The following is a 26,355-nucleotide window of genomic DNA, read 5'->3' on the forward strand; positions in this document are numbered from 1 at the left end:
CGATTGATGGCGTACCGTGAAACTGATCAGGTCAGGGCCAGAAAGGCGGCGCAGCGCGAGCACCTGCTGGTCAGTGCCGAGCAACTGGTCCGTGAGGGCGGCTTTGCCAACCTGACCATGCAGACCCTGGCCCGTCAGGCGCGCGTGGGCGTGGGTACCCTTTACCGGTACTTCGATAACAAGGGGCGGCTGGCCGCGGAGGTGTTCCGCCGCGCCACCGAGCGTGAGGTGGCGGCGGTGGCGCAGGCCATGACCCACGGCGACACGGTGGTGGCGCGTCTTACCCATGTGCTGCAGGAATTTGTGCGGCGGGCCCAGTCGGCCCCCAAGCTGGCCTGGGCACTGATTGCCGAGCCGGTGGACCCGGAAGTGGACAGTGAGCGTCTGCATTACCGACGCCAGTACGCCAGCCTTTACCAGGCGCTGTTGCGTGAGGGCGTGGCGAGCGGCGAGCTGCCCGAGCAGAATATTGCGGTGGTGGCGGCGGCCATGGTGGGCGGCATTGCCGAGGCCCTGGTCGGGCCCCTGTCCGAGCCACTGGAGCAGGATGACGTGGCCGAAGCCCTGGTGGGCTTCTGCCTGCGTGCCATCGGTCTATAACCCGCGACGGCTCAGAGTTTCAGCTTGCCGGCAATCTCGAACCACAGGGCGCGATAGGCCTGGGCGGAGGGCGTGTAGGGCGCGAATTCGCCCACCGGAGCCCGGTGATCGCCCATCTGTTCCACATGGGTGGAGTAGGGGATCCAGGTTTTCAGCCCGCCTTTCATGCTTTTCGGGCGCTTGACCAGCATTTCCACGTGCAGGTCTCGGTGGCGGTCGACCATGTTGAAGAAAGGCACCACCGTCAGGTGGCCGAATTTCTTGTTGTCCAGCCATTCGCGTACCTGGTCGAAGGCACGCAGGGACAGGTGGGTGGGAATCACCGGCACGAACAGATAGTCCGCCGCTGCAAAAATGCTTTCCGCCACCGGGCTCAGGGTCGGCGGACAATCCAGAATCACCAGCTCGTAGCTTTCCCCCAGGGGGGCAATCAGCTGCTTGATACGGTTCCTGGCGCCGCCGTTTTCCACCAGCTTGATATCGGCGTTGCGCATGCTCAGATCCGCGGGGATGGCATCCAGATTGGGCCAGCGGGTGGCACACTTGAGCCGGCCAACGGGCTGTTTGCCCTTGAGCACGGTACCGGCCTTGTAGCCCTCGCCCTGGTCCACGCCCAGATAAAAACTGGCCGCCCCCTGGGGGTCCAGATCCCACAACAGCGTACGGTGTTTCCAGCGGGAGGCGTGCCAGGCCACGTTGACCGCCGTGGTGGTTTTCCCGACACCGCCTTTCAGATTGTAAAAGGCAATGGTTTGCATGACTCGGCTTTCCTGTAAGCTGTATATGTAGCGCAGACGACGGCGGAACCACAACGCCAGTGTGGGGTCAGGCTAGCATGAACCGGCCAGCCTGTCTCACGATGGCTTGTGGTGCCGGCCTGGTGGCGCTTTAATAGCGGTCCATACACGGGACCAGAAGAGTCCGAACGGCCACGGAACCGGTGGAAGAGGTCAGGGTGACAGCCGACAATCGCTATCAAGTTTTTATCAGCGCTACCTATCCGGATATGCAGGAGGCGCGTCAGGCGCTGATGGTGCCGCTGATGGACATGGGTCTGATGCCCACCGGGTTCGACAGCAGCGCCGCCGACGGCAACACCCTGTTGCCGGTCATTCAGCGGATGATCGAGGAAAGTGACTATTTCATTCTGCTGGTGGGCGGCCGTTACGGCACTCTCTCGCCCATGGGGCTCAGCGAGATTCATCGCGAATATATCTTTGCCGCCACCAAGCGCAAACCGGTAATCGCCCTGATCCACGACAACCCTGCCATGCTGCCCGAGAGCCGCCGGGAAACCACCCGTGAAGGCCAGGTACGTCGCGAGGATTTCGCCCGCCTGCTGGAGAACAAGGCCATCTGTTACCGCTGGAGCACCGAGAAGGGCCTGGCGGAACTGATCAGCAAGGTGATGCCCGAGGTCATGCGCGAGCACCCGGCGGATGGCTGGATCCGCGCCGACCGGGCCGGGCAGGGTGGTGGTGCCCAGAGCGCGGCGCTGAAGGAGCGTATTGCGGTGCTGGAGAAAGAGCGAGAAGAACTGCTCGCCCAGGCCCGCCCGCCGCTCAAGAGCCTGGCCCGCGGCAGTGACCAGGTCAGTCTGGATTATTCCTGCAATGTCTACGAAGGCGGTGACTGCAAGCTGGCCATGGCCAGCACCCGCATTAGCTGGGACCAGGCCTTTGCCTGCGTGGCGCCCCTGATGCTCAACCCGGCCTCGGAAATGTCGCTGCAGAAAGCGCTGGAAGACTACATCGGCCGGCGGGCGCTGGCGGACGTGCAGGGTGATTTCCCCAAGGCCCACGCGGTGCGCAACGTGGTCATGGCCAGCCATGCCTTCAACCAGGTCAAGGTGCACCTGCGTGCGCTGGGGCTGATCAACAAAAGCCAGGAAAAGGACAGCCGCGGCCTGCCCATGTGGCAACTCACCGCCCACGGCGATAACACCATGAGCCAGGTAATGGCGGTGAAGCGGTCGGTGAGGGTTAAGATTTAATTGATAATTTAGAATGGATAATTGATAACGGCGCGAAGGCGCTATTCAACTGTCTGAAAGCAAAGAGGCCGCGTCCATAGTCTGGACGCGGCCTCTTGCGTTTGATAACCAAGGAACTGGCTCGCGCCAGTTATCAATTATCCATTATCAATTATCAATTAACCCCACCTTACTCTTGATAAACGCCACAACCTCATCCAGCGGCACATCGGTATTCTCCGCGTCCCGACGCCCCTTGTATTCCAGCACGCCGTTGTCCATGCCGCGCTCGGCAATGACAATGCGGTGAGGGATGCCCAGCAGTTCGCTGTCGGCCAGTTTTACGCCCAGGCGTTCCTTTTCCCGGTCGTCAAACAGAACCTCGATGCCGGCGGCGGTGAGGTCGCGGTAGAGCTGCTCGGCCAGCTCGCGCTCGCGGGGGCTCTTCTTGATGTTCACCGGCACCAGGGCCACCTGGAAGGGGGCGATGGTTTCCGGCCAGATGATGCCGCGATCATCGTTGTTCTGCTCGATGGCGGCGGCCACCACCCGGGTGACGCCGATGCCGTAGCAGCCCATGGGCATGACCACGGACTTGCCGTTTTCATCCAGCACCTTGGCGCCCAGCGCTTCGGAGTACTTGGTGCCCAGCTGGAAGATATGACCCACTTCGATGCCGCGTTTGATGGTCAGGGTGCCCTTGCCGTCCGGGCTCGGGTCGCCTTCCACCACATTGCGCAGGTCGGCGACCTGCGGCAGCGGCACATCGCGTTCCCAGTTGATGTTGAAGAAGTGTTTGCCGTCTTCGTTGGCGCCGGCACTGAAATCACTCATCACTGCCACGCTGCGGTCGGCGATCATCGTGATGGGCAAATTGACCGGGCCCAGGGAGCCGGGGCCGGCACCGATTGCCTTGCGGATCTCTTCCTCGCTGGCGAACGCCATGGGCGAGGCCACCGCATCCAGCTTTTCTGCCTTGATATCGTTGAGCTCGTGATCGCCACGCACCAGCAGGGCGACCAGCTCACCGTCCTCGGCGCCTTTTACCACCAGTGTCTTGACGGTTTTCTCGATGGCCAGGTCGAACTGCGCCACCAGTTCTTCAATGGTTTTGGCATTGGGCGTGTCCACCTTTTCCATGTCGGCGGTGGCTGCCGCCCGTTCGGTGGTGGGAGCCAGGGCTTCGGCCAGCTCCACATTGGCGGCGAAGTCGGAGCTGTCTGAGAAGGCGATATCGTCCTCGCCGGAGTCCGCCAGCACATGGAATTCGTGGCTGGCGGCACCGCCGATGGCGCCGGTGTCCGCTTCCACCGGGCGGTAGTCCAGGCCCAGGCGGTCGAAGATGGCGCAGTAGGCCCGGTGCATGATCTGATAGGTCTCGGCCAGGGAGGCTTCATCAATGTGGAAGGAGTAGGCGTCCTTCATGATGAATTCCCGCGAGCGCATGATGCCAAAGCGCGGACGGATCTCGTCACGGAACTTGGTCTGGATCTGGTAGAAGTTGGCCGGCAGCTGTTTGTAGCTGTGTACCTCGTTGCGCACCATGTCGGTGACCACTTCCTCATGGGTGGGGCCCAGGCAGAAGGCATTGTCATGGCGGTCGGTGATACGCAGCAGCTCGGGGCCATAGGCCGGTGCCCGGCCGGATTCCTGCCACAATTCCATGGGCTGAACCACCGGCATCAGCACCTCCTGGGCGCCGGCCCGGTCCATCTCTTCACGGATGATGGTTTCTACCTTGCGCAGTACCCGCAGGCCGGTTGGCAGCCAGGTATAAAGCCCGGAGGCCAGTTTGCGAACCATGCCGGCACGCAGCATCAGTTGGTGGCTGATGACAACGGCATCAGCGGGGGTTTCCTTGACGGTGGCAAGCAGGTATTGGGAGGTGCGCATAATCGCTCTTAGTGACCAGTGAATGCGGAAACGCCGATTCTAGGGCCTGAGCCGGGGATTGGAAACCGGCATGCCGGTTTTCCGGTATGGCCGTAACGCCGTCAGCGGTTGTGAAGCGGTCAGGCGAAAATGGATGGCGAACTGCTATCATGGCGTTTTCGAACCATGTTCATTTGTGATCGAGGATCAGGGCCTCCTTATGCTGAACGCACAACAAGTACAAGAAATCATTTATCAGGGATTGCCGGCGGCCTCCGAGGAAGGGCTGCGGGTCGAGCAGGTCGGCGATCATCGCGCCCGGGTCAGAACCCCGTTTCGCGAGTCAGCACTGCGCCCCGGCGGTACCCTGTCCGGGCCGACCATGATGGGGCTGGCCGATGCGGCCATGTACGCGGCCATCCTGGCGGCGCTGGGGCGGGTGGAAATGGCTGTCACCCAGAACCTCAATATCAACTTCCTGTCCCGCCCGGCGCCCCGCGACCTGATTGCCGAGGCAGTAATCCTGCGTCTGGGGCGCCGCTCGGCGGTGCTGGAAGTGCAGCTGTTCAGTGAAGGCGGTGAAGAGATGGTCGCCCATGTCACCGGCACCTATGCGCTACCGGCATCCACCAGGGCCTAGGGTCTGTTAAAAGGCCCATCGCGGATTCGCTGGAAAACGTACAAGGCCTGACGTCAGGCGTCTGACTCCAGGCTCAACCCCTTACAGCTGGCGCGGCGGTGATGTTTCGGGGTGACCCTTGCATGCGCACGCCTGTCCCCTTCACCTGCAAGCCCTCGCTTTGCCTGTGGGAGCGTGCTTGCACGCGAACAAGCCCTGTTGGTTGACAAACAAACGCCCGCAGGGGGGTAGCCGGTGAAGGTTTTGGCGTTGGGGTCTTTGGGGTTTCAGTCTATCGCGTCTGACGTCCGACCTCTGGCGTTGGACCAGGCTCTAATGCAGCTCTTTTTCCCAGATCAGGTCCAGGCTGTTGGCCTTGCTGCTTGAACGTGCCTCCAGGTGCAACTGGGTGGTCAGGGTATAGCGCAGCATGACCGTGGAAACGGCATCGAACAGCCCCACCGCATAGGACAGGTAAAGCCGGTCGGAAATCTGTTTGCCGAGCATCAGAGCTGCATCATTGGTTTCCCAGTCGCTGCCCACGGTGACCTCATCCAGGCCCAGCTTGTCGCCGATCTTCTCGGTCACGCCGCTGCCTTTTTCCAGCCCGTACAGGGCCAGGGCCTGGGCCACCCGGGCGCCATCGCTGTTGGAGCCCCGCTCCAGGGGGCGACCGGTGAGCAGGTAGGACATGGCCTGGCTCTGTTCCAGATTCGGTTCCGAGAAGATGGTCGCTTTCGGTTCCTGCAGGGTACCGGTCAGGCGCACGCCCACGGTCTGGTTCTCGCTGGGGATCTTGCGGATGGCACGGATATCCAGGCCGGGGTTGTCCGGTGCGCCCTGAAAGACAAGACGCCCGTCACTGATGGCCAGGTTCTGGCCGTAGGCCCGGTAACGCCCCTTGCGAATCAGCAGCTCGCCATTGAGCTGTAACGGCTCGCCGGGCTGTTGCTGCACCTGCACGCTGCCGCCCAGGTCCGCATTCAGGCCGAAGCCATTGAAATGCACCTGCTCACCCAGCGTCAGGGTAACCAGCAAGTCCAGGTCGGTACCGCGGCGGGTGTCTACCTGCTGGTGCACCAGCACCTGGTCGTCGCTGACGGTGATGGCGCCGGCGGGCAGTTCCACCGGGCGGATATCCGCCTCGGGAATGGCCAGTTTGCCACGCAGGGTCAGTACGCCGTCGCGGCTACCCAGGGTCAGATCCGGGCTGACCCAGGCCTTGGCATCGGGCCGGTCTGCCACCAGTAGATGGTCGCCGCGGATCTGGATGGCCATATCCAGCGGTTGCCGGGCCGGGTTCATGTTGCCGGTGATGTGCACCGTGCCATCGCCCAGCCGCGCCTGGCCCTTGAGGTTCAGTTCGCCCAGCGGTGAGCCATCCAGAGTCAGGGCCAGGTCATTGACCTCCACACCCAGGCGCGGCACCAGCGCGTGGCCGCCGGTCAGGCGTGCCTGGCCCTGGATGATCGGTTGGTGCGGTGTGCCGCCCAGGCGAAACTGGCTGTTGATGCGGCCTTCCACATTGCGCACATCCGGCGACAGAATGGACAGGGCGGACAGATCATCAATGTTCATGGTCAGGTCGCCGTCCATGGGCGCGGTGGCAGACAGGCCGTTTTGCAGGTTCAGTTGCACAATGCCATGGGGCGTGCGTGCATCCAGCTTGCTGGTCAGCCGGCCGTTATCGAGCTGGCTGTCCAGTTGCAGCTGTTCGATGGCCAGCGTCTGTGGCTGATCCGGATCATCAATCAGCAAATGAGCCTGGCCGGTGCGGGCACTCAAGGTGCCCCGGGGCGCGTCCACCGTGCCACTGAGGGCCAGTTTTGCCGTCAGGTTGCCGTCCAGGCGTGCCAGCGGTGCCATCAATCCATTGGCCAGCGACAGCGGCAGGGCATCCAGTTGCAGGTCGGCCTGAATGCGCCCGTCGTTACCGTGCTGGCCGGCCAGGCAGAGGTCACTGTCGCCGTTTTTCAGACACAGCGAGCCCAGGGACTGCTGATCGGCGCTGACGGTCAGCGCCGCCGGGCTGGCCTGCTGCCAGCTACCCAGTTGCTGTTGTTGCAGGCGGGTCTGATCAATCCGGCCCTGCCAGACCCACGTCTCGCTCAGGGCGCCTTGCAGACGCGTGCTCAGACCTACATCGTCATGCTCCAGGCGCACCGCCACACGGTGTTGCTGGCGACGGCCGTCGGCGTCCACGGTCAGATCGCCCAGTACGCTCTGGCCTTGCTGCTGTATTCCCCGGGCCGTCAGTTGCAGGGCCATGGGCTGCTTGCCCGGGCCCAGTTGACGAAACTGGCTGTCCACATGATCCACCTGCCATTGTTGCCAGCGCAGCCGGTTGCCTTGCAGTTGGCCGCTGACTTGCGGAGCCTGCGGGCTGCCGGTGAGGCGAAGGTCCGCGTTGAGTTGTCCGCCCAGGCGGCGGTCCAGCAGGCCGGTGCGGGGCAGGGTGGCGCGGGCATGCAGTGCCAGGCTGTCGCCGGCACGGCCCTCAAGCCGAATCCGGTTATCGGCCCAGCTGGCCTGGCCCTGCAGGTTCAGCGCCCGGGCGTTGCCGGTCACGCTGGCGCTGGCATGGGCGGGCTGATCGCGCAGCGTACCGTCCAGGGTCAGGTGGGTGTCTTCCAGCTGCCAGCCCTGTTCGGTCAGCTGCCCGCGGCTGTTGCCGTTGAGAGTCAGGGAGCCGGGCAGGCTGGCCAGCAGCCATTGCGGGTTGAGCTTGCCCTGCAGATCCAGTTGCCAGCGCCGGGTGGTCAGTGCCAGTTGTCCGCTGGCGGTGATGCTTTGCTGACCGTCGCTGAGGGTCAGGGGGGACAGGCTCAACTGCTGGTTGGCCAGCTTGCCGTCCAGCGCCACCGTCAATGCCTGCTCGCCGCTTTTCAGGCCGGTACGCAGTTGCAGCTGCTGGGTGTTCAGGTCGCCCCGGGTAATCAGTTGGCCCTGCCCCAGTGCCAGCGGTTGCGGCAGCTGCAGCGGCAGTGGCTGGGCCTGCCAGCGATGGGTCAGATCGAAACGCCAGTGACCGTCTTGCAGGGCCAGCTTGCCCTGGCTTTGTACCTGTACCGGCGCGCTGAGGCGATGTTCGATGGCCAGGTTTTCCAGCGGGCCGGATAACACTAACTGGCCGCGGGCCTGGCTGGCCTTAAGGGTGTCACTGTCCGCCAGCGGCATTTGCCAGTTGAGCTGACCCTGCATCGGGTAGGGCTGTGTCAGTTGCCCCTGCAGGTTGGCATCCAGCTGTACGCCGGCCACCTCCGCGCTCAGGCGGGCCAGGTTGAAGCGGCGCCAGGCCACCAGCTGCTGGCCTTCCAGATCAGACACCAGGGGCCGGTCATTGACGATCAGTTGCTGCAACAGCAGGTGCTCAATGCGCACGCCAAGGGGCAGCGCCAGGCTGTCGGGCAACGTGAAGGGGGGTTGCTGTTCGGTGGGTTCGGCCGGCGCCGTGTGAATCTCAAGGCGGCCCAGCTGTAGCTGATCCACCGTCAGCCAGCCTCGCAGCAGGGCGCTGGGCTGATAGTCCAGGCCCAGCCGGTCCAGCGTGACGGTGGTGCCGGCATAACGGTAATCGATACCGCCCAGTTGCAGACCGGTGAGCAGGGTGCCCTGCCATTGTGTCACGCTCAGTTCGCCGGGAATCAGCGGGCGCACCCGCTCCAGCAGCCAGCGGTTGCCGGTTTCGCTGCCCAGTAGCAGGGCCGCCCCGGCCAGCAGCAGGGCCATCAGCGCCAGCAGGGTCGCCAGGGTGAGGGTCAGGCCACGTCGAATCACAGGTCAGGCCCCATGCTCAGGTGAATGCGCCAGCTGCGGGACTCATCCAGGGCGCGGGCGAAATCCAGCCGGATCGGCCCCAGGGGCGAGCGCCAGCGAATACCGGCGCCGGCGCTGTATTTGGGGTCGAAGTTGTTCAGCTCGTTGAAAGCATTGCCGCCATCGGTGAATACCGCGTAATGCCACTGCCGGGTAATCGGGTGGTCGAATTCCAGGCTGGCGGTGGCCAGGTCCCGGCCACCGATCACATCACCATTGCTGTCTTCCGGGCCCAGGGCTTCATAGCCGTAGCCACGCACGCTGGAGTCGCCCCCGGCGAAGAAGCGGATGGACGCCGGCAGGTCGGTGACATCGGCCACATCGGTGTAGCCCAGGTCCAGCCGGGTGAGAATCCGCCCGCCGAGGACCGGCTGAATCAGCTTGCCGCTCAGGGTGGTCTGCACAAAGCTGGTGGACGATAGCAGGGCATCGTCGGCAAAGCGGATCTTGCCGCTCAGGCGCCATCCCTGGCGCGGGTAGATGGGATCATCGGCTTTCACGCGGCTGAGCTGAAAGCCGGGAATCAGCAGTTCGGCACGGTCGATCTGGTCGGCCACCTGATAGGTTTCATGCAGCCATTCCAGTGAGGTAGTGGCCACCCACTTGTTGTTCAGCTCGACAATATAGTCGGCGCCGGTGCTGAAGCGCTCGTTGTCATTGCTGTCGGTGGTTTCGTTCACGTAGCTGGTATGCAGATCCAGCCGTTCATGCACCGGGTCCTTGAGCGGAATCTGGTAACTGGCGCCGGCACCCTGGCGCACTTCCGACAGTTCGCTTTCCACGCTGAAACGGTGGCCGGCGCGGTTGACGCGGCGGTTCTCCACCCCCAGTCGCAGGCGCGGGCCGGTGTCGGTGCTGGCACCGATACCGGTGAGCAGCGACCAGCGATTGTTGTCGGTGAAGGTAATGTCCACCGGGATGCTGTGGCTGGCCCGGTCCGGCTCACCGCGTTGTACCCGTACGGCACTGAAATAGCTGGTACCCAGATAGGCCTGCTGGGTGGCCAGCAGGTCGCCATTGTCGAACGGGTCATCCTGCCGGTATTGCAGGTAGGCCCGCAGCAGCCGGTCGTTGAGGTTGCCGCCATGCAATGTGGTCTGGCCAAAATGGTAGCGCGGACCGCTGTCCACATGCAGGGTGACGGTGGCGGTATTGGCGCGGGTATCCACGGTCAGCCGGTGTTCGGTGAGCGAGCCTTCCACATAACCGCGGCTGATCAGGCTCTGTTGCAGGGCCTTGCGCAGGGAGCTGTAGTGATCATGGCGCAGCGGGTCATCCACGTTCAGGCCGGCCTTGTCCTGCAGCTTGCGAAACGCCGGGTCGCTGGCAGCATCACCCTGGATGCGAATATCCACCGCGCTGATGTGCACCACCGGGCCGGGTTGCACGTCCAGATTGACACTGGCGCAGCTGTCCTGATGTTGCGGGTTGAGGGTCAGGGTCAGGCGTGGGTGGTAATAACCCATGGCCTGCAGGGCGTCACTGGCGTGGCTGCGGATCTGCTGGCGCAGCAGGCCGTACTGGGCACGCGGCGGGTGACAGGGGTAGCGCTCGATATTGACCAGGTTGCGGATATTGCTGATGACGGCGTCATCCGCCGTGCCGCTGAACGTCATGGCGGGCACATCATCTTTGGCCTGTACCAGGGCCGTTGCCAGCATCAGGCATACAAAAAGTCCCGGCCAGATGCCGCCTCTGAATACCAAGCCTTGCCGTCCTGTGGTTGTTCGGTTTCGCACCGGCACAGTGTACGGCAAGGGGCGGGAAAACAGTTAGCGTTCGCGGTCGTAATTGCTGGCGCTGGGACGTTTTTTCAATCGCCGTTGCAGGGTGCGCCGGTGAATGCCCAGTGCCTGGGCGGCGCGGGAGATGTTGCCGTCATGGGCGTCCAGGGTGCGCTGGATATGTTCCCATTCCAGCCGCTGTAGTGATGGTGGTGTTTCGGGCAGGGTGGGCGGTTGGCTGGCCGGGTCCATGTGCAGGGCGGCGAGAATCTCGGTCACATTGGCCGGCTTGGTCAGGTAATTGTGTGCGCCGCGGTGGGTGGCGGCCACCGCGGCGGCAATGCTGCCATAGCCGGTGAGGAGCAATACCCGGCAGTCCGGGAAGCGCGCCAGGATCGGTGCAATCAAATCCAGGCCGTTATCCTGGCCCAGGTTCTGGTCCAGCACCGCGGCATCCAGCCGTTCGCTCCGGTTCAGATGCTGGCTGGCTTCGTGATGGTTGTGGGCCACCTGCACGGTAATGCCGTGACGCTCCAGGGCGCGGGCGGTCTGACGGGCCAGCAGGTCGTCATCTTCCACGATCAGCAGGTGTTCAATGTCCATGGTGGCTCCAGCGTATGCGTGCCTCGGTCCATTGGCTGCCGAAGTCCAGTTCCAGTTCGGCGCCCAGTTGCTCCAGGGTGGTGGTGATCAGTGCCAGCCCCAGGCCCAGTCCCTGGCGCTCCGAGGCGCTGTGTGCCGGGCCATTGTCGCTGACCTGCAGCAGCCAGTGCAGCGGCTGGCGTTGCAGGCTGATATTCAGTTCCGTGGCGCCGGCATCCATGGCGTTATAGGCCAGGTTGGTGAGCACCCGCAACCAGCTGTCCGCATCCGATAGGGGCTGCTGGTCCTCGCCTTGAAAGTGAATACGCAGCGTTGGCGCCAGATGATTGAGATGCTGCTGTAGCCTGCCCACCAGTGCCCCGGCCGGCAGTTGTGCTGGCAGGTCGGTGTGGTTACTGCTCTTGAGCCGGTTGGCCACGCGCCGGGCCAGGGCATCCACCTGTTGCAGATCGTCGCGCAGCGGGGCGGGCAGGTCCGGGGTCTGCAGCATGTTGTCGGCCAGCATCACCAGGGTGCCCAGGGGGGTGTTCAGTTCATGGGCCTGGTCGGCCAGGGTGGCGGCAATCTGGTACATGCGCTCGCGCCGGCCGGCCAGGGCCAGGGCCTGTTCCTGCTGGCGGCGCTGTTGGCGCATCAGATGCTGAATGATCTGGCCCAGCAGGGTCAGCACCATCAGCAGGGCAATGAATACCGCGGCCATGCCGACACTGTGCAGGGCGCTCAGCTCCAGGCTCAGGGCATGCATGGGGCTGTCCATGGCCGGCATCTGATACCAGCTCAACGACAGCAGGTAGCCGCCCAGCACCAGCACGGTGATCAGCAGGGTGTTGGCCAGTGGCAGGGTGATGGATGCCAGCAGGGCCAGTACCAGCAGGTAGAAGGACAGCGGGTTGCCGCCGCCGCCAAAACCCTGCACCAGACCGATGAACAGAAGCACATCCAGCGCCAGCTCCAGCGTCAGCATCTGCCGTTGCCGGCGGATCGGCAGACGCAGGGTGACGGCGGTGAGCAGACAGGGCAGCAGCAGGGCGCCCAGCCACAACAGTTCCGGGCGGTGGTAGCCGCTGTGGCCCAGGGTACGCAGTGCCAGCAGGGCCAGGGCGATAATCAGCACCAGACCACAGCGCAGCCAGATCAGGCGCAGGCGCCAGTTGAGCAATGAAGGTTGAAAGTCCATGGCGCCATTGTAGAGGGTTTGGCGGTTGGCGGGGTGTGGCAGTTTGTCCGGGTCAGGGGCGTATCAGGGCGCCGTCCAGCAGCTCTGAGGCAAAGGCCGGCAGTTTCGGGTGGCGACGGTGAACGCTGTCGACATGGCGGAAACCGGCATTGAGAAAGGTGCGGGTAGTGTCGCGGGTCAGCTGACAGCCGCAGGCCAGGTGGCGCCAGGCCGGATTCATGCCTTTCTGCACCCGTTGTACCCAGCGCCGTTCGCTCAGTACATGCTCCAGGGCCAGCAGGGTGCCGCCGGGTTTGAGCACACGATAGGCTTCGGCGGCGGCCTTGTCCGGGTCGGGGATGGTGCAGAACACCAGACAGGCGATCACGGTGTCGAAGTGCTGGTCCGGGTAGGGCAGTTGCTGGGCGTCCCCGGTTTGCAGGTGAAAGCGTTGCGGTTGCTCACAGTGGTCGGCGGCCTGGCGGGCCAGGCCCAGTAATGCCTCGGCCGGTTCGATGCCGTGGATCTCGGTGGCCTTGTCACTGTAGAGGGGGAAGTTGGCGCCGGTACCGACGCCCAGTTCCAGCACCCGGCCGCTGGCCCTGGCCAGCAGCCGTTGCCGGTCCCGGTAGAGAGGACGGGTGGCCCAGTCCAGCAATACCGGGAAGAGTCGGTCTTCGTAGAGACTCATGCTATTTCTTTTCGGGCAGTTTGTACTTTTCCGGGTGGTTGAGCATGTCCATGGTGATCGGGTCGCTCAGCACACTGGTCAGGTTGCGGTCGGTGATCTTGCTGAACTTGCGGCGCAGTTTCTCGAACTTGCGGAAGCTGCGGAAGTTCAGGGCATACAGGCGCACTTCCTGCAGGCGCTTGTAGGAATACATCACGTCCAGCGCGTCCATGGAATACTCCGGGCGGATCTTCATGGCCTTTTCCAGGTAGCTGATGGCCTTGTTCAGGTCACGCTTGCGGTTCATGTAGATCAGGGCGTTGGCGTATTCGTAATTGATGATGGGGATGTCCGGGGCCAGTTCCAGCGCCTTGGCAAAGGAGTCTTCCACCGTGGTGGTACGGGCGCCGTAGGTCATGCGGCCGGTGAACTTGCCCACCCGGCGCATGATGCCCGCGTCCACGCCGGCGCGGAAGGCATAGGCCAGCGGCTGGGTCGGCATGATCTTGACGATATCGTCGGCGCTGTTCTTGATCTTGCCAATGTAGCGGCGGGCAACGATGATCGGCACCGGTGACTCTTCGGCAATACGGGCGATGGCGTAGGCATAGCCCAGCTCCACCACGGCAATAATGGGCGCCACCTCCGGGTCACCCCGGGCCTCGTCCATGTCGTCGAAGTATTCCTCGGCGGTGTTGGCCACATCCTGCAGCAGCATGTACTTGGTGCTCTGCCGCTCCGTCAGGTAGATGGCGTTCATCAGCTGGGAGAACAGTGCCGGAATCTTGCCGATGGTGCCCAGTTTCAGGCCTTCCACGCGGGCCTTCTGGAAGTCGCCGGCGAAGAACAGCCGCCACACGTCCAGGTAGCGTTGCTCCAGCTCGTTGTAGTCACCATGGAAATTCTCGATCCCTTCCTTCATGAAGGGATACTTTTCCATTTCCTTTTTCAGGTAACTGGCGGACGGGTAGGGCACCTTCAGGCCGCGCATCAGATAATCCCACTTTTGGCGGATCTGGGCGTCGGTGTAGGTGAAGTAGCTTTTCTTGTAGGGAACGTCGTTCCACTTTTCCTGGAAGATACGCTGGTCTACCGGAATGTCCTGCATTTGCAGTTCTTCCGCGGTGACTTCGTCCATCTCGTCGTCGGCTTCATCGTCATCGACGGCAGCATAGACATGGAGACTGAACAGGCACAGCACAAACAGGCACAGATAGCGCCAGTGGGATTGAGCGGATGCGGTCATGATCTTGCAGCTCTTGTTGTTGTTGTTTGTTCAGGCGCGCGGGCGCCATGAATGGGTCTTCCCTCGGAGGTTCCCCTTTATGATGTCCTAACAATGCCATGGGGTTACCCGGCGGACAAGTTCTCGCCGGTATGTGAAATGTAAAGTGGCGGGTGAGGCACCCTGTGCCAGGGTGCCGGAGGGCGGTTAGCGGGCGCCGGCCTCGCGCAGGGCGCGGGCGTAGTTTTCACTGCGGCCATGCTGCTCAATGATGCTGAGCATGGTGCGGCCCTTGGGGTCGCAGGCATCGATATTGCGGCCCTGGTCCTGAAAGAAGGCCACAAAACGGGCGAAATCCTCGGCGCGCAGTGCCCGGTAGGCTTTTTCCAGCACATGGAAATCCGCATCCACGCCGTCTTCGGCGGGGAAATCCAGAAATACCTTGATCTGCTCATCGGTCATCGGCTCGCCGATCACCTTCTGTTTGTCTTTACGCTCTGCCATGGGTTACTCCTCACTGTGCGGCGCGCATTATAGGCGCTGACAGCGGCCCGGGGCCAGTGGTGGGGAGGTTGGCGGCAGGATGTGGCGGGAAGCGGGAACACCGGGCGGCACGCCGCCCGGTGGGCAGGTCTGTCAGAGCACCATGTCCTTGAGCTTTTTCAGCGGACGAACCTTGACCGTGGTACGGGCCGGTTTGGCCGCAAAGGTGGTTTCTTCGCCGGTGAAGGGGTTGATGCCCTTGCGTGCCTTGGTGGCCGGCTTCTTCTGGGTCACGATTTTCATCAGACCGGGCAGGGTGAACTGGCCGGCGGCACGTTTTTTCAGGTGGCCTTCCATGATCACGCCCAGCTCGTCGAAGACGGCATTGACGTCTTTCTTGGCCAGGCCAGTGGTTTCACTGATCTGGTTGACGATCTGGGTCTTGTTCATGGGTTCGGTGATGGTCTTGATCTTGCGAGCCGGTGCGGCAGCCTTCGCCGCGGTTTTCTTGGCAGCGGCTTTTTTCTTTGCAGCCATGGATTGCTTACCCCTTTTTGGTGTCTTCCTGTGGTTCGGGCTCAACCCTTCCCCGGAAACAGGGGGGTGCCCTTTGCTTGGCTTCCTTGTCAGGTACGCCTCCGGACTGCACAACTCAGAGGGTCACTGATAGTGTCCGCATCCTGTTATATGCCAAGCCATTAGCGGGTACAAGGCGTGAAACCCCGGTTTTTTGCGATGATTTGCAGTTATTGGCGTCATTGCACCACCGTGGACCCCGAATGCACGGCCGGCATGGCCCGGCGGCGGTGGAATCGCTATACTGTGGCGCCTTTTTCAGCGGCCGGGGGGATCAGCGCGTCTGACCCGGGCTGCTTCATCGGAAATACAAGCGGATAAGAGAAGCATGCGAAGCCATTATTGCGGTGATTTGCGGGCCTCCCATGACGGAGAAACGGTTGAACTGTGCGGTTGGGTACACCGCCGCCGGGACCACGGCGGGGTGATCTTCCTGGACCTGCGCGACCGTAATGGTCTGGTGCAGGTGGTGTTCGACCCGGATACCGAGGAAGCCTTTGCCCGAGCCGACAAGGTGCGCAGCGAATACGTGGTGCGTTTGAGCGGCCGCGTACGTATGCGTGACGAAGCCGTGCGCAACGCCAAGATGGCCACCGGTGACATCGAGGTACTGGGCAAGGAGCTGACCATCCTCAACGAAGCCGCCACGCCACCGTTCGAGCTGGACGAGCATGGCGGTGCCGGTGAAGAGGTGCGCCTCAAGTACCGCTACATGGACCTGCGCCGCCCGGACATGCTGCGCAACTTCCAGTTCCGCTCCCGCCTGACCCACGTGGTGCGTGCCTTCCTGGAAGGCCAGGGCTTCATGGATGTGGAAACCCCCATCCTGACCCGCGCCACCCCGGAAGGGGCCCGCGACTATCTGGTGCCCAGCCGTACCCATGCCGGCAGCTTCTTTGCCCTGCCGCAGTCGCCGCAGCTGTTCAAGCAGCTGCTGATGGTGGCCGGCTTCGACCGCTACTACCAGATCGCCAAGTGCTTCCGTGACGAGGACCTGCGCGCCGACCGTCAGCCGGAATTCACACAGATCGACCTGGAAGCCTCCTTCGTGGAAGAAGAGGACATCATGGGCATCACCGAGAACATGGTGCGCTCCGTGTTCAAGGAACTGCTGGATGTGCAGCTGCCCGAGTTCCCGCGCATGCCGTTCTCCGAAGCCATGCGTCGTTTCGGCTCCGACAAGCCGGACCTGCGCATCCCGCTGGAGCTGGTCGACATCGCCGACCTGCTGGCCAATGTGGACTTCAAGGTATTCTCCGGCCCGGCCAATGATCCCAAGGGCCGGGTGGCGGCCATGAAGGTGCCCGGCGGCTGCAAGCTGTCGCGCAAGGATATCGACGGCTACACCAAGTATGTGAGCATCTATGGCGCCAAGGGCCTGGCCTACATCAAGGTCAACGACCTGGAGGCCGGTGCCGAGGGCCTGCAATCGCCGATCCTCAAGTTCCTCACCGAGGACGCCATCGAAGGCATTCTGTCGCGCACCGGTGCGCAGACCGGCGACCTGATCTTCTTCGGCGCCGACAAGGCCAAGATCGTCAACGAAGCCCTGGGCGCGCTGCGCGTCAAGGTCGGCCACGATATGGGCCTGGTGGAAGGCGACTGGGCGCCGCTGTGGGTGGTGGACTTCCCCATGTTCGAGGAAGAGGACGGTCAGTACTACGCGCTGCACCATCCCTTCACCATGCCCAGCTGCAGTCCGGAAGAGCTCAAGAGCAACCCGGAAGGCGCCCTGTCCCGGGCCTACGACATGGTGCTCAACGGCACCGAGCTGGGCGGCGGCTCCATCCGTATTCACAACCCGGCCATGCAGCGTACCGTGTTCGAGGCGCTGGGCATTTCCGACGAGGAAGCGGAAGAGAAATTCGGCTTCCTGCTCGACGCCCTGAAATACGGCGCGCCGCCCCATGGTGGCCTGGCCTTCGGCCTGGACCGTATGGTGATGCTGATGACCGGCTGCGACTCCATCCGTGACGTGATCGCCTTCCCGAAAACCCAGACAGCGGCCTGCATGATGACCAATGCCCCGTCCCCGGTGGACAACAAGCAGCTGCGTGAGGTGGGCGTCCAGGTCCGCAAGGAAGACGATTGAAAGGCGATGTCGGACGTCGGATGTCTGACGCGGGACACGTAACCGGTTCTGAAATCGTGGCAGTGCTTCCTGTTGATCGCTCATGGATTGGCAGGACGCTCAGTCTCTAATTGCGGGTTTTGGCGCTCGACGTCAGACGTTTGACATCCGACCTCAAGCAGCAAGCGGAGAATTCAATGGCAGGACATAGTAAGTGGGCCAACATCAAACACCGCAAGGCGGCCCAGGATGCCAAGCGAGGCAAGATCTTCACCAAGCTCATCCGTGAGCTGACCGTGGCCGCCAAGATGGGCGGCCCGGAGCCGGCGGACAACCCGCGCCTGCGGGCCGCCATGGACAAGGCCCTGGGTCAGAACATGACCAAGGACACCATCGATCGCGCCATCAAGCGCGGCGCCGGCGGTGACGACGGCGGCAACATGGAAGAGATCACCTACGAAGGCTACGGCAAGGGTGGCGTGGCGGTACTGGTGGAAACCATGACCGACAACGTCAACCGTACCGTGGCCGAGGTGCGCCATGCCTTCTCCAAGTTTGCCGGCAACCTGGGCACCAGCGGTTCGGTGGCCTTCCTGTTCACCAAGCGTGGCGAGATCTTCTTCGAGCCCGGCGTGGATGAAGAGAAGCTCATGGAAGTGGCGCTGGAGGCCGGTGCCGAAGACGTGGAAGAAATGAATGATGGCAGCTTCCTGGTCATTACCACCCCGGACAAGCAGTTTGGTGAGGTGGTCGATGCCCTGCGCGAAGCGGGCCTGGAATTTGCCGATGCGGAAGTGACCATGCACCCGTCCACCGAAGCGGAGATGGATGCGGACACCGCCGAGACCGTGCAGAAAATGATCGACATGCTGGAAGACCTGGACGACGTGCAGAACGTCTACACCAATGCCAGCTGGCCGAGTGAGGAATAAATCTGTTACTGGACATTTGGACAGCTGACAGGTACAAGATAGGCAGGTACGCAGTACCTGCCTTTTTTATTGCTGGTCAAAGGGTTATGGCACTCATTCTGGGTATTGATCCGGGTTCGCGGCGCACCGGTTACGGCCTCATCGAGCAGGTGGGCAACCGCAGCCGGGCGCTGGATTTCGGCACCATCAGCACCACCCACAAGGACATGCCGCCGCGGCTGGGGGACATCTTCGCCGGTATCGAGCAGGTCATGCGTCAGTTCGGCCCGGCGGAAGTGAGCGTGGAAAAAGTGTTCATGGCCCGCAATGCGGATTCCGCGCTCAAGCTCGGTCAGGCCCGCGGTGCTGCCATTGCCGCAGTGATGCAGGCGAAGGTGCCGGTGTTCGAATACTCCGCGCGCCAGGTCAAGCAGGCGGTGGTGGGCAAGGGCAGTGCCGAGAAAGTGCAGGTGGCGGAAATGGTCAAACACCTGCTGGGCCTCGACGCGCGCCCCCAGGAAGATGCCGCCGATGCCCTGGCCATTGCCCTGTGCCATGCCCACATGCGGGTATCGCTGGCGCGCATGGCCGGCGCTACGGCGGTGAGAAACAGAAGAATACGATGACGGGACAACCATGATTGGACAACTGCGCGGCACCCTGCTGGAAAAACGCCCGCCGCTGCTGCTGCTGGAGGTAGGCGGCGTGGGCTATGAAGTGGAAGCGCCCATGACCGTATTTTATGACCTGCCGGAAACCGGCGCCGAACTCACCCTGCATACCCACTTCGTGGTGCGCGAGGACGCCCAGCTATTGTATGGCTTTGCCTCACGCTACGAGCGTGAGCTGTTCCGCTCGCTGATCAAGGTCAACGGCGTGGGCCCCAAGATGGGCCTGGCGATCCTGTCCGGCATCGAGGCGGATCGACTGGCCCAGTGCATCCGTGATCAGGACACGACCTCGCTGGTGAAGGTGCCGGGCATCGGCAAGAAAACCGCCGAGCGGCTGGTAATCGAAATGGGCGACCGGCTGGACAAGATCGACGGCGCACCGGCCAGCCTGCCCGGCAAGATCAGCATCGCCGGCCCGGATGATGCGCGCAGTGATGCCATCGCCGCGCTGGAGGCACTGGGCTATCGCAACAAGGATGCCGCCAGCGCCGTGGCCAAGGTGACCAGTGAAGAAGAGCTCAGCAGTGAACAGCTGATTCGCCGGGCCCTGAAAAGTCTGGCAAGGTAAGCGCAGCACGCGCTAGTGCCTGATGTGAAAGTGGGAACATGGATAACGAGCGTTTGATATCGCCGGCCACGGTCGGCAGCCAGGAAGACCTGCAGGACCGGGCCATCCGCCCCGCCAGCCTGGCCGATTATCACGGCCAGCCGAAGGTCCGTGAGCGCATGGAAATCTTTATCGATGCCGCCCGCGGTCGCCGCGAAGCGCTGGATCACACCCTGATCTTCGGTCCGCCGGGCCTGGGCAAGACCACCCTGGCGCACATCATCGCCCGGGAAATGGGCAGCGAATTGAAATCCACCTCCGGGCCCGTGCTGGAAAAGGCCGGTGACCTGGCCGCCATCCTCACCAACCTGGAAGAGGGTGACGTGCTGTTCGTGGACGAGATCCACCGCCTGTCGCCGGTGGTGGAGGAAATCCTCTACCCGGCCATGGAGGACTACCAGCTCGACATCATGATCGGCGAGGGCCCCGCCGCCCGCTCCATCAAGCTGGACCTGCCGCCCTTTACCCTGGTCGGTGCCACCACCCGCGCCGGCCTGCTCACGGCGCCCCTGCGCGATCGCTTTGGTATCGTGCAGCGGCTGGAATTCTATTCGGTGGATGATCTGGCCGGCATCGTCACCCGCGCCTGCGAAATTCTGCAGATCCCCATTGAAAACGAAGGGGCCCGGGAAGTGGCCCGCCGGGCCCGTGGCACCCCGCGCATCGCCAACCGACTGCTGCGAAGGGTGCGCGATTATGCCGAGGTCAAAGGGGAGGGCGTGATCACCGAGGCCATGGCCCAGCGCGCCCTGGACATGCTGGAAGTGGACAGCTGTGGCCTGGACGGCACCGACCGACGATTGCTCAATACCATCATGCACAAATTTGATGGTGGCCCGGTGGGGCTGGACTCGCTGGCTGCGGCCCTCAACGAGGATGCCGGCACCCTGGAAGAAGTGGTGGAGCCCTACCTGATTCAGCAGGGGTTTATCCAGCGCACGCCGCGCGGGCGCATGGTCACCAACCACGCCTGGCGCCATTTTGGCCTGAGCCGGCCGGGCAGCGGCCCCGGGGATTTGTTTAATGAGTGAAAAATCTCCGCAATATGCGGAATTTACCCTGCCGGTGCGCGTCTACATCGAGGACACTGATGCCGGTGGCATCGTCTATTACGTGAATTACCTGAAATTCATGGAGCGGGCGCGCACCGAGTTCATGCGCGGCCTGGGCTATCAGCACTACGCCCTGGCCGACCAGAACTTTCAGTTTGTGGTGCATTCCGCCGAAGTGCTCTATAAACAGCCGGCCAGAATCGATGATGCACTGACTGTCAGTGCCCGCATTGAAAAACTCGGTCGAGCGGCCCTGGTATTTGACCAGCAGGTTCGCCGCGACGGCCAGCTGCTCTGCCAGGCCCGTATCAAGGTGGCCTGTGTCAGCGCCGATACATTGAAACCGGTGGCCTTGCCGCCGGCGTTATACCAACAATTTAACGCAGCCTGTGAAGGAGAGGCGGCCCATGGTTGAAGCATCGAGCATGTCCATTGTCAGTCTGATCATGAATGCCACCATCGTGGTGAAACTGGTGATGGCCCTGCTGATTGTGGCGTCGCTGATGTCCTGGTACATGATTGCCGGGCGCTTTCGGGTATTGGGCCGGGCCCACCGGGCCGGGCGAGCCTTCGAGGAGCGGTTCTGGTCCAGCGATGACCTGGCCTCGCTCTACAATCACTGCCGCCAGAATGCCAACCAGGATTCCGGTACCGAAGCCATCTTCCGTGCCGGCTTCCAGGAATTCGTGCGCCTGTCCAAGAGCACCCGCGGCGCCGCCGCCGTCATGGATGGTTCCCAGCGCGCCATGCGCGTGGCCCTGCAGCGTGAGCAGACCCGCCTGACCCGGCACCTGCCATTTCTGGCCACGGTCGGGTCCACCAGTCCCTATGTGGGCCTGTTCGGGACCGTCTGGGGCATCATGCATTCCTTCATGGCGCTGGCCAACGTCAAGCAGGCGTCACTGAGCGTGGTGGCGCCGGGTATTGCCGAAGCGCTGATTGCCACCGCCATCGGCCTGTTTGCCGCCATTCCTGCGGTGATGGCCTACAACCGCTTCTCTGCCCAGAGCGATGCACTGCTCACCGAGAACGAAATGTTCGCGGAGGAATTTTCCTCCGTGCTGCACCGCCAGGCCCACGGCCGCGAGGGGTAAGTCATGAGTGGCGTGAAGGTAAGGGTGCCACGCAAGCTGGTGGCGGAAATGAATGTGGTGCCCTACATCGATGTGATGCTGGTACTGCTGGTGATCTTCATGACCACCGCGCCGATGATGACCCAGGGTATCAACGTGGATCTGCCGGATACCGCCAGTGAGTCCATAGATACCACCAAGGACCAGACGGTGATTATCTCGGTGGCAAGGGACGGTAACTACTTTATCAATGTGGGTGGCGACACCCGCAAGTCCGCCAACCTGGAGACGGTCAAGGGCCATGTGCTGAGCATTCACAAGCACAAGCCCGATACCCTGTTTCTGGTGGAGGGCGACACCAATGTGCCCTATGGCAAGGTGGTGGCACTGATGGGGGCGCTGCAGGGCGCCGGCATTACCCAGCTGGGTCTGGTGACCGAACCGCAGGGCAACGATGAGTGATCGTGCGGCGGCGCTGCTCTTTACCCTGTTCCTTCACCTGCTGGTGGTGTGCCTGCTGGTGTTCAGCTGGAGCAGCCACCCGGATGTGAAGCCGCCAGTGGTGCCACCCCATGTGAAAGCGACCATGGTGGAAGTCTCCAAGCAACGCCAGCAGCCGGTGGCCAAGCCGGAACCCAAGGTGGAGCCGAAGCCGAAGCCAAAACCGAAACCGGAAACGAAGCCCAAGCCCAAACCGAAGCCAAAACCGGAGCCCAAGCCGACGCCGAAACCCAAGCCAAAGCCAAAGCCGGAGCCCAAGCCCGCGCCGAAGCCCAAACCCAAACCGGCGCCCAAGCCTGAGCCGAAACCGGACCCCAAGCCCGAGCTCCCGGATATCAAGGAGCCGAGCATTGAGGAGATGATGGCCGAGGAAGAGCTGCAAATGGACGAGAAACAGCAGCAGGCTGATGCAAAGCAGCAGGAGCAGCAGAGCAATGCCCAGCAGGCAGATGTGGAGGTGGCCAGCTACACCGATGCTATCCGTGCGGCGGTGGCACAACGTTGGCGGATTCCCGGCAATTACCGTAACCGCACAGACATCAAGACCCGGGTTCGGATAAACATGATTCCCGGTGGCGAAGTGGTGAATGTGGCCGTGGTGAAATCCAGCGGCTACCCGGATTTTGATGAATCGGTAATGACGGCGGTCAAGCTGGCCAGCCCGTTGCCGGTGCCGCAGGGTAAACTGTTTGACCAGACTTTCCGCTCGTTAGTGATCGAGTTTGATCCAGAGGTAGTTAAATGATGCGTTTGTTGGTGGCCGTGGTGACGGCATGCTGGGTGATGACCGCCCAGGCCGAGTTGGTAATTCGCGTGACCGAAGGCCGGGCCGATGCCGTGCCGATTGCGGTGGTGCCTTTCAGTGGTGCCAGCCAGGCCCCGGAGGATGTCTCCCAGATCGTCGAGGCCGACCTGCACCGCAGTGGCCAGTTCAAGCCGATCCCGGCCAGTGACATGCTCAGCCGCCCCCACAATGAAAACCAGATGATCTATCGGGATTTCAAGGTCATCGGTGCCGAGTACGTGATTGCCGGCAGCATGAAGAAACAGGAAACCGGCGGCTACGAGGTCAGCTATGCGCTGTTCGATGTGGGCAGCCAGAAAAAGCTGATCGAGGAGACCTACCGCCCGCCGGCCTCCCAGCTGCGCGATGTGGCCCATGCCATCAGTGACCGCATCTACGAGCAGCTCACCGGTATCCCCGGTGCCTTCTCCACCAAGATTCTCTACGTCACCTTCAACCGCAAGGTCGATACGCCTTATCAATTGCAGTATGCCGATGCGGACGGCCACCGGGTGACCACCATCCTGCGCAGCAAGGAGCCGATCATGAGCCCCACCTGGTCGCCGGATGGCAGGAAAATTGCTTACGTCTCCTTCGAGGATCATGGCCGGCCCGCCATCTATATCCAGAACCTGGCCACCACCGAGCGGCACAAGGTGTCCAGCTTCGATGGCATCAACGGCGCGCCGGACTGGTCACCGGATGGCCAGAAGCTGGCGCTGACGCTGTCCCGTGACGGCAACCCGGAGATCTACATGCTGGATCTGAACAGCAAGGCGCTCACCCGCCTGACCCACAACTACGCGATCGATACCGAGCCGCGCTGGTTGCCCGATGGTGAGCACCTGATCTTTACCTCCAGCCGGTCCGGCGGCCCGCAGATTTATAAATTGGACATAAATGATAAGTCTGTCCGGCGGGTATCCTTTGAAGGTAGCTATAATGCGCGGTCGGATGTCACACCCGACGGACATTATCTTGTTTATGTGCACCGACGTAACGGCAAGTTCAACGTCGGTGTCCAGGACCTCCAGCGGGGCACGTTCAACATCGTGACCAAAACCGATATGGATGAGTCCCCCAGTGTTGCGCCCAATGGAAGTATGGTAATTTACGGGACGCAAGATCGCGGGACGGGGGTCCTGGAAGCCGTATCCATTGATGGCAGTGTCAAGGTAGAACTGCCGTCGAAGGAAGGGGAAGTCAGGGAACCGGCCTGGTCGCCGTTCCTCTGAACGGAACTCGGAATCCAACGATTAGGAAACTATAGGAGCTTTACGCATGCGTTCATTCATCAACCCGCTGTTTGCACTGATTCTGGCTGGCGTCCTGGCAGCCTGTTCCAGCACGCCCACCGAGGAAGACACTTCTGCGACCGACAACATGGCGCAGCAGACTGACACCACGCCGACCCAGCCGGTTGAGCCCGTGGCGCCGGTCAAGCCGGACACCAGCAGCATTCCGCTGACCGCTGACAACTTCTACAACCATCCGTCCAACTACGACGGCACCACCGACACCCGCGTGATCTACTTCGCGTTCGACAGCAACACCGTTCCGGCGGCCGCTTTCGAAACCCTGCGTGCGCATGCCACCTACCTGAAGAACAACGCCAACGCCAAAGTGCGTCTGGAAGGTAACGCTGACGAGCGTGGCACCCGCGAGTACAACGTGGCGCTGTCCGAGCGTCGTGCCAAGGCGGTAGAGAAGTTCCTGCGCGTTCAGGGCGTGTCTGCTTCCCAGATCGAAACCGTTGCCTACGGTGAAGAGAAGCCGGCGGCCTTTGGTCACACCGAAATGGATTGGGCCAAGAACCGTCGCGTTGAAATCAACTACCTGTCCGGCCGTCCGTAAGGCATGAAGGTAGCGAATCGCTGGCGCCTGTTCGCAGGCGCCACGTTCAGTGCCCTGGTGCTTTTTGCCCATGCAGAAAGCACCGGTCCGCTGACCGTAGAAGACCGCAGTCTGGCCAGCGCCCAGGCGGGCATGGCTGACACCGGCTCGTCGTCCGGCGACGATGCCAACATCCTCCTCATGCAGCAGCAGGACCAGCTGCAGGAGCAGATCCAGCAATTGCAGGGGCAGATCGAAGAGCTGCGCCATGAGCTCAACAAGCTCAAGGACGGCGAACGCGAGCGCTACCTGGACCTGGATACCCGAATCAATACCCTGGCAGAGCAGGGCAAGACCGAAACCCCGGACGAGCAGGCCGCCCAGGCCAGCAATGATCCGCAGGCGGACCGGGATGCCTACGATGCTGCCAAGGACAAGTTGCTCAAGCGGGATTTCCCCGCCGCGGCCACGGCCTTCGAGACCTATCTCAAGGACTTCCCCAAGGGACAGTTCCGCGCCCATGCCCACTTCTGGCTCGGCAAGGTCTACAGCAACATGCCCGACCCGCAGATGGACAAGGCCCGCGAGCAGTTCCAGGCGGTGGTCGATGAGCACCCGGATCACAGCAAGGCACCGGCCAGCCTCTACTCCCTGGCCGTAATCGATGCCCGCAACAGCAAGGTGCCGGAAGCCAAGGTCGAGCTGCACAAGCTGATCAAGCAGTACCCGGATACCTCCGAGGCCAGCCAGGCCAAGACCCTGCTGGACCAGCTCGACAAGTAGGGCCGCCACAGTCCCCGGCAAAGGTGGTAGAATCCGCGCCACCCGGGCCGGGGCGATTTCCTCCCGGTAGTGTGACCGCAGGTCGGACCCCCTGATCTGCCGGAGGTGCTGTGGAATTACGACTGACCGAAATCTTCTTCTCCCTGCAGGGTGAAGCCCGTACCGTGGGCTGCCCCACGGTATTCGTGCGCCTGACCGGCTGCCCCCAGCGCTGCGTCTGGTGTGACACCGAATATGCCTTTTCCGGTGGCGAAAAGTGGTCGCTGGCGGCCATCCTCGAGGAAGTCGGGCGCCATGGTGCCCGCTATGTCACCGTCACCGGCGGCGAGCCCCTGGCCCAGCCCCATTGCCTGACGCTGCTCGGCGCGCTCTGTGATGCCGGCTACCAGGTGAGCCTGGAAACCGGCGGGGCCATGGATATTGCCGGCGTCGATGAGCGCGTGTCTGTGGTCATGGACCTGAAGGCACCGGGTTCCGCCGAGCAGCACAACAACCGTCTGGAAAACATCCCGCTGCTGCGCCCCCACCACCAGGTCAAATTCGTGCTGGCCGACCGCCGGGACTACGACTGGGCCCGTTTCATGCTGGACCAGCACAACCTGGCCGAACGGGTCAGCGACGTGCTGTTTTCGCCGGTACAGGGGCAGCTGGCGCCGGGGCAACTGGCCGACTGGATCATCGAAGACCGCTTGCCGGTGCGCTTCCAGCTGCAGTTGCACAAGTTGCTGTGGGATGACGCCCGCGGGCGCTAAC

At 62.6% G+C, this 26,355-nt stretch carries 26 protein-coding genes; 16 read left to right on the top strand and 10 right to left on the bottom strand.

The window, feature by feature from the left end; all coding sequences use genetic code 11:
- The first annotated feature begins 6 nt into the window (after positions 1-6).
- Positions 7-600: a TetR/AcrR family transcriptional regulator gene (locus A11A3_RS10705; RefSeq protein ID WP_008929317.1), complete on the top strand. Its 594-nt coding sequence runs from the start codon at positions 7-9 to the stop codon at positions 598-600.
- A gap of 11 nt (positions 601-611) precedes the next feature.
- Here the strand turns inward: A11A3_RS10705 and A11A3_RS10710 are convergent, their stop codons facing one another.
- Positions 612-1,358 carry a ParA family protein gene (locus A11A3_RS10710; RefSeq protein WP_008929318.1) on the bottom strand — a complete coding sequence of 249 codons (747 nt, stop codon included), beginning with the start codon at positions 1,356-1,358 and terminating at the stop codon, positions 612-614.
- Between the two features lie 197 nt (positions 1,359-1,555).
- Here A11A3_RS10710 and A11A3_RS10715 point away from each other — a divergent pair, with 197 nt between their 5' ends.
- Positions 1,556-2,593 (top strand): DUF4062 domain-containing protein, encoded by a 1,038-nt coding sequence (locus tag A11A3_RS10715; protein ID WP_237738856.1) that lies wholly within the window; start codon positions 1,556-1,558, stop codon positions 2,591-2,593.
- Positions 2,594-2,740: 147 nt separating this feature from the next.
- On the opposite strand, the gene A11A3_RS10720 is transcribed toward A11A3_RS10715, so the two are convergent.
- Complete coding sequence (locus tag A11A3_RS10720; RefSeq protein ID WP_008929320.1) at positions 2,741-4,465, bottom strand: proline--tRNA ligase; 1,725 nt, start codon at positions 4,463-4,465, stop codon at positions 2,741-2,743.
- Between the two features lie 199 nt (positions 4,466-4,664).
- Between A11A3_RS10720 and A11A3_RS10725 the strand changes: the two genes are divergently transcribed.
- Positions 4,665-5,084, top strand: a complete 420-nt coding sequence (locus A11A3_RS10725; protein ID WP_157375602.1) for a PaaI family thioesterase — start codon at positions 4,665-4,667, stop codon at positions 5,082-5,084.
- Positions 5,085-5,396: 312 nt separating this feature from the next.
- Here A11A3_RS10725 and A11A3_RS10730 read toward each other — a convergent pair whose 3' ends face one another.
- From A11A3_RS10730 to A11A3_RS10765, 8 genes are all read right to left on the bottom strand, one after another.
- Complete coding sequence (locus A11A3_RS10730) at positions 5,397-8,840, bottom strand: translocation/assembly module TamB domain-containing protein (RefSeq protein WP_008929322.1); 3,444 nt, start codon at positions 8,838-8,840, stop codon at positions 5,397-5,399.
- Positions 8,837-10,540, bottom strand: a complete 1,704-nt coding sequence (locus A11A3_RS10735; RefSeq protein ID WP_040297071.1) for an autotransporter assembly complex protein TamA — start codon at positions 10,538-10,540, stop codon at positions 8,837-8,839. The genes A11A3_RS10730 and A11A3_RS10735 overlap by 4 nt, the downstream gene beginning before the upstream one ends.
- Before the next feature lie 111 nt (positions 10,541-10,651).
- Positions 10,652-11,206, bottom strand: a complete 555-nt coding sequence (locus tag A11A3_RS10740; protein WP_008929324.1) for a response regulator transcription factor — start codon at positions 11,204-11,206, stop codon at positions 10,652-10,654.
- Positions 11,196-12,383 carry a sensor histidine kinase gene (locus tag A11A3_RS10745; protein WP_040297060.1) on the bottom strand — a complete coding sequence of 396 codons (1,188 nt, stop codon included), beginning with the start codon at positions 12,381-12,383 and terminating at the stop codon, positions 11,196-11,198. Before A11A3_RS10745 ends, A11A3_RS10740 begins: the two co-directional genes overlap by 11 nt.
- Before the next feature lie 52 nt (positions 12,384-12,435).
- Entirely contained in the window at positions 12,436-13,053 is a 618-nt protein-coding gene (locus A11A3_RS10750; protein WP_008929326.1) for a class I SAM-dependent methyltransferase, read from the bottom strand.
- A gap of 1 nt (position 13,054) precedes the next feature.
- Positions 13,055-14,278 (bottom strand): tetratricopeptide repeat protein, encoded by a 1,224-nt coding sequence (locus A11A3_RS10755; protein WP_008929327.1) that lies wholly within the window; start codon positions 14,276-14,278, stop codon positions 13,055-13,057.
- A 186-nt stretch (positions 14,279-14,464) separates the two neighbouring features.
- Positions 14,465-14,761, bottom strand: a complete 297-nt coding sequence (locus tag A11A3_RS10760; RefSeq protein WP_008929328.1) for a PA4642 family protein — start codon at positions 14,759-14,761, stop codon at positions 14,465-14,467.
- Positions 14,762-14,893: 132 nt separating this feature from the next.
- Positions 14,894-15,277: an HU family DNA-binding protein gene (locus A11A3_RS10765; RefSeq protein WP_008929329.1), complete on the bottom strand. Its 384-nt coding sequence runs from the start codon at positions 15,275-15,277 to the stop codon at positions 14,894-14,896.
- A gap of 367 nt (positions 15,278-15,644) precedes the next feature.
- On the opposite strand from A11A3_RS10765, the gene aspS reads away from it, so the two are divergent.
- The 13 genes from aspS (at position 15,645) to queE (ending at position 26,354) form a co-directional block, all read left to right on the top strand.
- The gene (gene aspS, locus A11A3_RS10770; protein WP_008929330.1) at positions 15,645-17,408 is read left to right on the top strand and encodes an aspartate--tRNA ligase; all 1,764 of its coding nucleotides are present in this window, start codon (positions 15,645-15,647) and stop codon (positions 17,406-17,408) included.
- 176 nt (positions 17,409-17,584) lie between these two features.
- A complete protein-coding gene (locus tag A11A3_RS10775; RefSeq protein ID WP_008929331.1) occupies positions 17,585-18,319 on the top strand; it encodes a YebC/PmpR family DNA-binding transcriptional regulator in 735 nt (244 codons plus the stop codon).
- Positions 18,320-18,405: 86 nt separating this feature from the next.
- On the top strand, positions 18,406-18,924 hold the full coding sequence (gene ruvC / locus A11A3_RS10780; RefSeq protein ID WP_008929332.1) for a crossover junction endodeoxyribonuclease RuvC: 519 nt from the start codon (positions 18,406-18,408) through the stop codon (positions 18,922-18,924).
- A 10-nt stretch (positions 18,925-18,934) separates the two neighbouring features.
- On the top strand, positions 18,935-19,537 hold the full coding sequence (gene ruvA, locus A11A3_RS10785) for a Holliday junction branch migration protein RuvA (RefSeq protein WP_008929333.1): 603 nt from the start codon (positions 18,935-18,937) through the stop codon (positions 19,535-19,537).
- Between the two features lie 38 nt (positions 19,538-19,575).
- Positions 19,576-20,607 carry a Holliday junction branch migration DNA helicase RuvB gene (gene ruvB, locus A11A3_RS10790; protein ID WP_008929334.1) on the top strand — a complete coding sequence of 344 codons (1,032 nt, stop codon included), beginning with the start codon at positions 19,576-19,578 and terminating at the stop codon, positions 20,605-20,607.
- The gene (ybgC, locus tag A11A3_RS10795) at positions 20,600-21,043 is read left to right on the top strand and encodes a tol-pal system-associated acyl-CoA thioesterase (RefSeq protein WP_008929335.1); all 444 of its coding nucleotides are present in this window, start codon (positions 20,600-20,602) and stop codon (positions 21,041-21,043) included. Before ruvB ends, ybgC begins: the two co-directional genes overlap by 8 nt.
- A complete protein-coding gene (tolQ, locus tag A11A3_RS10800) occupies positions 21,036-21,722 on the top strand; it encodes a protein TolQ (RefSeq protein ID WP_008929336.1) in 687 nt (228 codons plus the stop codon). Before ybgC ends, tolQ begins: the two co-directional genes overlap by 8 nt.
- A gap of 3 nt (positions 21,723-21,725) precedes the next feature.
- Positions 21,726-22,163 (top strand): protein TolR, encoded by a 438-nt coding sequence (gene tolR / locus A11A3_RS10805; protein WP_008929337.1) that lies wholly within the window; start codon positions 21,726-21,728, stop codon positions 22,161-22,163.
- On the top strand, positions 22,156-22,947 hold the full coding sequence (gene tolA / locus A11A3_RS10810; protein WP_008929338.1) for a cell envelope integrity protein TolA: 792 nt from the start codon (positions 22,156-22,158) through the stop codon (positions 22,945-22,947). The genes tolR and tolA overlap by 8 nt, the downstream gene beginning before the upstream one ends.
- Positions 22,944-24,221: a Tol-Pal system beta propeller repeat protein TolB gene (tolB, locus tag A11A3_RS10815; protein ID WP_008929339.1), complete on the top strand. Its 1,278-nt coding sequence runs from the start codon at positions 22,944-22,946 to the stop codon at positions 24,219-24,221. Before tolA ends, tolB begins: the two co-directional genes overlap by 4 nt.
- 46 nt (positions 24,222-24,267) lie before the next feature.
- Complete coding sequence (gene pal / locus A11A3_RS10820) at positions 24,268-24,840, top strand: peptidoglycan-associated lipoprotein Pal (protein WP_008929340.1); 573 nt, start codon at positions 24,268-24,270, stop codon at positions 24,838-24,840.
- A gap of 3 nt (positions 24,841-24,843) precedes the next feature.
- Entirely contained in the window at positions 24,844-25,602 is a 759-nt protein-coding gene (gene ybgF / locus A11A3_RS10825) for a tol-pal system protein YbgF (RefSeq protein ID WP_008929341.1), read from the top strand.
- Between the two features lie 110 nt (positions 25,603-25,712).
- Positions 25,713-26,354 carry a 7-carboxy-7-deazaguanine synthase QueE gene (queE, locus tag A11A3_RS10830; protein WP_008929342.1) on the top strand — a complete coding sequence of 214 codons (642 nt, stop codon included), beginning with the start codon at positions 25,713-25,715 and terminating at the stop codon, positions 26,352-26,354.
- The last annotated feature ends 1 nt before the right edge of the window (position 26,355 follow it).

It is taken from the genome of Alcanivorax hongdengensis A-11-3, from assembly GCF_000300995.1.
In the GTDB taxonomy this organism is placed as follows: domain Bacteria; phylum Pseudomonadota; class Gammaproteobacteria; order Pseudomonadales; family Alcanivoracaceae; genus Alcanivorax; species Alcanivorax hongdengensis.

Bases quoted from the DNA above. Each gene is read 5' to 3' on its own strand.
- A11A3_RS10705 (WP_008929317.1), top strand. From the start codon at position 7: ATGGCGTACCGTGAAACTGATCAGGTCAGGGCCAGAAAGGCGGCGCAG.
- A11A3_RS10710 (WP_008929318.1), bottom strand. From the start codon at position 1,358: ATGCAAACCATTGCCTTTTACAATCTGAAAGGCGGTGTCGGGAAAACC.
- A11A3_RS10720 (WP_008929320.1), bottom strand. From the start codon at position 4,465: ATGCGCACCTCCCAATACCTGCTTGCCACCGTCAAGGAAACCCCCGCT.
- A11A3_RS10725 (WP_157375602.1), top strand. From the start codon at position 4,665: ATGCTGAACGCACAACAAGTACAAGAAATCATTTATCAGGGATTGCCG.
- A11A3_RS10735 (WP_040297071.1), bottom strand. From the start codon at position 10,540: ATGCTGGCAACGGCCCTGGTACAGGCCAAAGATGATGTGCCCGCCATG.
- A11A3_RS10740 (WP_008929324.1), bottom strand. From the start codon at position 11,206: ATGGACATTGAACACCTGCTGATCGTGGAAGATGACGACCTGCTGGCC.
- A11A3_RS10745 (WP_040297060.1), bottom strand. From the start codon at position 12,383: ATGGACTTTCAACCTTCATTGCTCAACTGGCGCCTGCGCCTGATCTGG.
- A11A3_RS10750 (WP_008929326.1), bottom strand. From the start codon at position 13,053: ATGAGTCTCTACGAAGACCGACTCTTCCCGGTATTGCTGGACTGGGCC.
- A11A3_RS10755 (WP_008929327.1), bottom strand. From the start codon at position 14,278: ATGACCGCATCCGCTCAATCCCACTGGCGCTATCTGTGCCTGTTTGTG.
- A11A3_RS10760 (WP_008929328.1), bottom strand. From the start codon at position 14,761: ATGGCAGAGCGTAAAGACAAACAGAAGGTGATCGGCGAGCCGATGACC.
- A11A3_RS10765 (WP_008929329.1), bottom strand. From the start codon at position 15,277: ATGGCTGCAAAGAAAAAAGCCGCTGCCAAGAAAACCGCGGCGAAGGCT.
- aspS (WP_008929330.1), top strand. From the start codon at position 15,645: ATGCGAAGCCATTATTGCGGTGATTTGCGGGCCTCCCATGACGGAGAA.
- A11A3_RS10775 (WP_008929331.1), top strand. From the start codon at position 17,585: ATGGCAGGACATAGTAAGTGGGCCAACATCAAACACCGCAAGGCGGCC.
- ruvC (WP_008929332.1), top strand. From the start codon at position 18,406: ATGGCACTCATTCTGGGTATTGATCCGGGTTCGCGGCGCACCGGTTAC.
- ruvA (WP_008929333.1), top strand. From the start codon at position 18,935: ATGATTGGACAACTGCGCGGCACCCTGCTGGAAAAACGCCCGCCGCTG.
- ruvB (WP_008929334.1), top strand. From the start codon at position 19,576: ATGGATAACGAGCGTTTGATATCGCCGGCCACGGTCGGCAGCCAGGAA.
- ybgC (WP_008929335.1), top strand. From the start codon at position 20,600: ATGAGTGAAAAATCTCCGCAATATGCGGAATTTACCCTGCCGGTGCGC.
- tolQ (WP_008929336.1), top strand. From the start codon at position 21,036: ATGGTTGAAGCATCGAGCATGTCCATTGTCAGTCTGATCATGAATGCC.
- tolR (WP_008929337.1), top strand. From the start codon at position 21,726: ATGAGTGGCGTGAAGGTAAGGGTGCCACGCAAGCTGGTGGCGGAAATG.
- tolA (WP_008929338.1), top strand. From the start codon at position 22,156: ATGAGTGATCGTGCGGCGGCGCTGCTCTTTACCCTGTTCCTTCACCTG.
- tolB (WP_008929339.1), top strand. From the start codon at position 22,944: ATGATGCGTTTGTTGGTGGCCGTGGTGACGGCATGCTGGGTGATGACC.
- pal (WP_008929340.1), top strand. From the start codon at position 24,268: ATGCGTTCATTCATCAACCCGCTGTTTGCACTGATTCTGGCTGGCGTC.
- ybgF (WP_008929341.1), top strand. From the start codon at position 24,844: ATGAAGGTAGCGAATCGCTGGCGCCTGTTCGCAGGCGCCACGTTCAGT.